This window comes from Bradyrhizobium sp. JR4.1 (assembly GCF_040548605.1).
Classification (GTDB): Bacteria; Pseudomonadota; Alphaproteobacteria; order Rhizobiales; family Xanthobacteraceae; genus Bradyrhizobium; species Bradyrhizobium canariense.
This window is the reverse complement of the sequence record NZ_JBEPRY010000065.1, coordinates 1-4,942: the sequence shown is the minus strand read 5'-3', so window position 1 is coordinate 4,942 and position 4,942 is coordinate 1. Positions and strand designations below refer to the sequence as shown.

Here is a 4,942-nt window from a genome sequence, read left to right as displayed (position 1 = left end):
GCCGACCTAACATCCGCTGCTCCCGCAAATGCCGCCTCACACCAACGGAATCACGGTTCGCGAGTCGTCTCAACCGGAGTTTTGCAACACAATCCAGTGCAGACCGGAAGCGGCATTTCCCTGCCATCAGGGCAGCTTGTGACGCGACCCTGGCTGTGTGAAAACGCCGTGCCTGCTATGATTCCCGCACTGAATCGGCGGGGGCTGGCATGGCTCGTTTCGTTCAAGGAGCTGATCGCGGGCGATCTACTTTGTTGCCGGAATGCCTGGACGACTGGGTTGCAGATGACAATCCGGTTCGCGTGATCGACGCCTTCGTTGCAGCCCTCGATCTGGCTGAACTTGGGTTCGGTGGCGTTGAGCCTGCCGGCACAGGTAGGCCGTCGTATTATCCGGCCGCGCTCTTAGGGCTCTACATTTACGGTTATCTCAACCGTGTCCATTCGAGCCGCCGCTTGAGCGTAAAGCTGGCCGCAACGTCGAAGTGATGTGGCTGCTCGCCAGGCTTGCGCCCGATCACAAAACGATTGCCGATTTCCGCAAGGACAATGGTCCCGGCATCAAAAAGGTCTGCGCGCGCTTCGTCGAGGTGTGCCGCAAGATGGGCTTGCTCGCGACAGCCAGCGTTGCGATCGACGGCAGCAAATTCAAAGCAGTCAATAATCGCGATAAGAACTTCACGCGCGGCAAAGTCGAGCGGCGGCGCACGCAATTGGAGGAGAGTGTTGCGCGCTATCTCGCTCAGCTCGATACCGCCGACCGGCAGGAGCCGTCGGAAACACTGGAGTTAAAAAAGACGCGGATCAAAGAACGGCTCAAAAATCTGACCGTTGAAATGGCGAAACTCGCAGCGATTGAAAAACAGGTTCTGGCGTCGCCCGATCAGCAGATATCGTTCACTGATCCCGACAGCCGTTCGATGGCCACGAGCGGCCGTGGTTCTGGCGTCGTCGGCTACAACGTGCAGACGGCGGTCGATACAGAAAGCCATCTGATCGTCGCGCACGAGGTGACAACAAGCGGCTCAGACCGGTCGCAACTTGCAAACATAGCCCGGCAAGCCAAAGCCGTTCTTGAGGCCGACACGCTCGATGTTGTCGCCGATCGCGGCTACTTCAAGGGTGAAGAAATCGTGGCGTGCGAGCAATCTGGCATCACGGTGACTTTGCCCAAGCCGATGACATCGGGTGCGAAGGCTTCGGGACGCTTCGGCAAACAGGACTTTGCTTTATCTGCCAAATGAGGATGTTTATCGCTGCCCTGCCGGTGAGAAACTCAAATATTATTATACCAACGACGAAGACGGCCAGAAGCTGCGCAACCATCGGACGAACGCCTGCAAAACCTGTCCACTCAAATCGAAGTGCACGCCGAGCCCACAACGCCGTATGGGTGCACGAGGACGTTCTCGAACGCGCTCAGGCGCGGCTTGACAAGAATCCAAACGCCATGCGCACACGCCGCGAGACCGTCGAGCATCCGTTCGGCACACTGAAGATGCGCATGGGCGCGACGCACTTCTTGTGCGTGACGCTGCCGAAAGTTGCGACCGAGATGGCGCTGTGCGTGCTCGGCTACAATCTGACACGCGTGCTGAACATCGTCGGGATGAAACCGCTGCTGGCGGCGGTGAGGGCGTGATACGGGCGTTGCCGCGCGCCGTTGCGGTTCATGGGGCGCGTAAAAGAGCCCCGACATTGCCTCAGGATGAGTTCTGGTCGAGCGGCCGTAAAACTTGCCCAAATTGATCGGACCGCGATAGCCTGAGTTCGACCGCGCCGGTCCGCGTCATGGAACAGCGTTTTTACACGACCAAGACCCAAAGCTGACCTCCGAAAGGTTTTGACTAAGATGCGCCGCGACCCTCAGCGAACAAGGGCAGCCTGAGGCCATGGCCTCACGACCACGAGCGTCTCGGCGCTCAATTGCACTGCTTGGCCTTTAGCCGTAGGCTACCAAGTGACCCAGACCGGCGGGAAGCGATGGTTGTCGAGACGCGCTATGTGACCAGCGGCGAGGTCTTCGTCGCTTACCAAATATCCGGACAGGACGGTCCGGATTTGCTCATGACGCCGGGTTTTGTGTCCCATCTGGAGCTGTCGTGGGAGAATCCCAACGCCGCGCGTTTTCTTAACGACCTCGGCTCGTTCTCGCGACTGATCCGATTCGACAAACGCGGCACGGGTCTCAGCGATCGTGGCGTCGGCGTCCCGCACCTCGATGAAAGGATCGACGATATCCGCGCCGTCCTCGACGCCGCGGGTTCTAAGAGGGCGTACTTGTTCGGTGTCTCGGAAGGCGGGCCGATGTCGATCTTGTTTGCGGCGACTTATCCTGAACGGGTCGCCGGTCTCATCCTGTTCGGCACGTATGCGCGCACGGTGGGCGCCTCCGTTCCGTTTGACGATTTTGTGGGATTGGAGCGCGATATCCGGTCCAATTGGGGTACCGGCAAAAGTCTGCCAAGTTTCTCCCCGTCAGCTGCCGCAGTTCGCGGGGCCATGGAGCGCTTCGCCAAGTTCGAGCGCTCGGCGGCCAGCCCGTCTGATGTTATCAACCTGATGCGTATGAACCGCGAGATCGACGTAACGGCCATCCTACCCTCGATTCGGGTTCCTACCCTAGTCATGCATCGGCGCGACGATGTGCGCATTCGTGCACTCGCCGGGCGCGAGCTTGGAGAAAGAATTCCTCACGCGCGCTACATCGAACTCCCGGGTGACGATCACCTCGCTTGGTCAGGAGATCAGGATCGGATTGTCGAGGAGATCAGACAATTCATGGGGGTTTCCGCTACTGCCGTCGAGTTTGATCGCGTACTCTCGACTGTGCTGTTCACCGATATCGTTGATTCGACAAGGAGAGCAGCGTTGGTGGGCGACAGGCAATGGCGTTCAATTCTGGAAGCGCATCATGCGGCAGTGCGTTCGGAACTAGAGCGGCATCGCGGACGGGAAGTTAAAACGACAGGCGACGGATTTCTGGCCCTGTTCGACGGCCCGGCGCGCGCTGTCCGCTGCGCCCAGAGGATCGTCAGCGCGGTGCGGCCGCTCGATCTCGAAGTACGGGCCGGCGTCCATACCGGTGAGGTTGAAATGATGGGCGACGATGTGGGTGGCATCGCTGTGCATATCGCAGCACGGGTAGCTCAGCATGCGAAAGCGAGCGAAGTTCTCGCTTCGGGCACGGTAAGAGACCTAGTCGCAGGTGCTGGCCTCAAGTTCGTTGATCAGGGACCGGCCGAGCTTAAGGGTCTTGCCGAGCCGATGCGCCTATTTGCAGCCATCACCTGAATTAGTTCTAGGGCGCCGATTGCGCTCTAGGCTGAGACGCTCACCCGATGTCCACTTTTGGCCCGTTTGAGCCATGCCCGCCTATCCTGAGAATGTCCGTTCACCGGGGTAGACCGGAAGTCGCGCATGATCCGGCCAACCGACGCGAATGACCCAAACGAGACATTTTGGGAGCCGACAGTAATTGCGTTTTCAGGCCGTTGGAGTGGAAATCGCCTGGCTTCTGAGCGCCGATAGCTGTTCCGTGTCATAGCGAGCCCGCAACTTTGCAATTGTCGTTGGATCCGCACCGCCTCGTGCCGATCGGAAGCGGCCTTTGGCCTCGTTGAGGCTGGCGGCGCCGCCGCGGTGCTCGCTGCGCTGGGGACGTTCGGCAGGATCACGGCCCACGACCAGCCGTCGATGCCGCCGACGCCACGGAAGATCCGCCAGATCGAAAGCTCGTCCCAGATCACGTCGGAATCGTCGGGCGCGTTTTGGCCGCCGATCACGGTGCGGCGCATGGTGAAGTCGTCGGTCACGGCGGGGTTATTGCGCGTGCACGCCGAGAACAAACACCGTCGAAAGGTGTGCAGCATACTTGGTATCAGCTGTTCACTTCCTGAGTGTTGCTGTCGCGCTACAGCCAACACCCGAGCGTGCGGTGCTGATTAGCCTTGGGATTTGGGGAATGATCGGCTGCGCCGCATTGAAGCTGCTCGCGCTACGAGGCTAGCAGTCGTCACCGCTGAATCAAACCGCCGTCATCCTGGGATGACGGCGGCCTGCCAATGGTCCTAATAAAAGGTGGGGCGGCCACCCAATACGCGAGCCGGTAGCAGCATGATCCTTATCCAGATCCGGGACCTGCACAAGCCTGATTGGCTCGCCTCAGGCCGCCCGTTCAAGGCATTCCGCGTCCAGATCTGCGATGACATCCTCGAACGCGGAGATGGTCTGCTGTATTGCTGCAATCTTCTGCAGTTCGTCGTCCCTGATCGGGCCGATGCGGCTCTGCAGCGCCACGACCATTTCGCGGCGTCGCTCTTTGAGTTGAACAAGGGGCAGGCCATGGTCGGGCAGATATCTCATGAGTGCCTCCACTGATGAATGCTCAAACAGCGTACCCGAAGACGCTGAAGGAAGGTTCTAAAATTTCAGTCAAATTTTAATAGTATTCTTTACGGCAAACGGGGGCGCGTGGCGCGTGGCTGCTAGGAAGCTAGCCCAGACAACTTTGATGGAAAGCGTGCCCACCACGTAGAGCCATCCCGCCATCGCCAGCATGATGCTGAGGAAAAAGCTCACTCCCCAAATCCACTCGGGAAGGTGCCAATTGCCCGCGATCGGCAACTGCCTAGAGACATCGGTGTTCTCGTTCGACTGATCGGCTGAAATCATGGACCGACCCGCAATACTTGGACGATTGGAACGGCCGCTAGCGTCGCAGTCCTCTCCAGTTCCAGCATTTCCATAGGTGAATCCGGCCACTCGATGAGGGCGCCGGTCGCGCCCTTCAGGACGTCCGTCGCATTGAAGCGGGACGCGCCCCGTGACGAGTGTCAGGACAGATATCGATCGTAAGCGCGATTTTCTCCGCACGTGACACCCGCGTTTTTGACGGATGGCCTTCGTATCGAGGGCGGCATCTGACCCGTTCAGGCAGCGGC

Annotated in this window: 4 protein-coding genes and 1 pseudogene; 2 read left to right on the top strand and 3 right to left on the bottom strand. The window is 59.3% G+C overall.

Annotated elements, in window-relative coordinates; genetic code table 11:
- The first annotated feature begins 209 nt into the window (after positions 1–209).
- Both ABIB90_RS41420 and ABIB90_RS41415 read left to right on the top strand, forming a co-directional pair.
- Positions 210–1,641: pseudogene (locus ABIB90_RS41420) on the top strand (IS1182 family transposase).
- 341 nt (positions 1,642–1,982) lie between these two features.
- Entirely contained in the window at positions 1,983–3,293 is a 1,311-nt protein-coding gene (locus ABIB90_RS41415; RefSeq protein ID WP_354172896.1) for an adenylate/guanylate cyclase domain-containing protein, read from the top strand.
- A gap of 26 nt (positions 3,294–3,319) precedes the next feature.
- Here ABIB90_RS41415 and ABIB90_RS41410 read toward each other — a convergent pair whose 3' ends face one another.
- The 3 genes from ABIB90_RS41410 to ABIB90_RS41400 form a co-directional block, all read right to left on the bottom strand.
- Positions 3,320–3,871, bottom strand: a complete 552-nt coding sequence (locus ABIB90_RS41410) for a hypothetical protein (protein ID WP_354172894.1) — start codon at positions 3,869–3,871, stop codon at positions 3,320–3,322.
- A 292-nt stretch (positions 3,872–4,163) separates the two neighbouring features.
- A complete protein-coding gene (locus ABIB90_RS41405) occupies positions 4,164–4,364 on the bottom strand; it encodes a hypothetical protein (RefSeq protein WP_354172892.1) in 201 nt (66 codons plus the stop codon).
- Between the two features lie 69 nt (positions 4,365–4,433).
- Complete coding sequence (locus tag ABIB90_RS41400; protein WP_354172890.1) at positions 4,434–4,673, bottom strand: hypothetical protein; 240 nt, start codon at positions 4,671–4,673, stop codon at positions 4,434–4,436.
- Positions 4,674–4,942 lie beyond the last annotated feature (269 nt).

Excerpts from the sequence above, each read along its gene's own strand:
- ABIB90_RS41415 (WP_354172896.1), top strand. The coding sequence starts at position 1,983 with ATGGTTGTCGAGACGCGCTATGTGACCAGCGGCGAGGTCTTCGTCGCT.
- ABIB90_RS41410 (WP_354172894.1), bottom strand. The coding sequence starts at position 3,871 with ATGCTGCACACCTTTCGACGGTGTTTGTTCTCGGCGTGCACGCGCAAT.
- ABIB90_RS41405 (WP_354172892.1), bottom strand. The coding sequence starts at position 4,364 with ATGAGATATCTGCCCGACCATGGCCTGCCCCTTGTTCAACTCAAAGAG.
- ABIB90_RS41400 (WP_354172890.1), bottom strand. The coding sequence starts at position 4,673 with ATGATTTCAGCCGATCAGTCGAACGAGAACACCGATGTCTCTAGGCAG.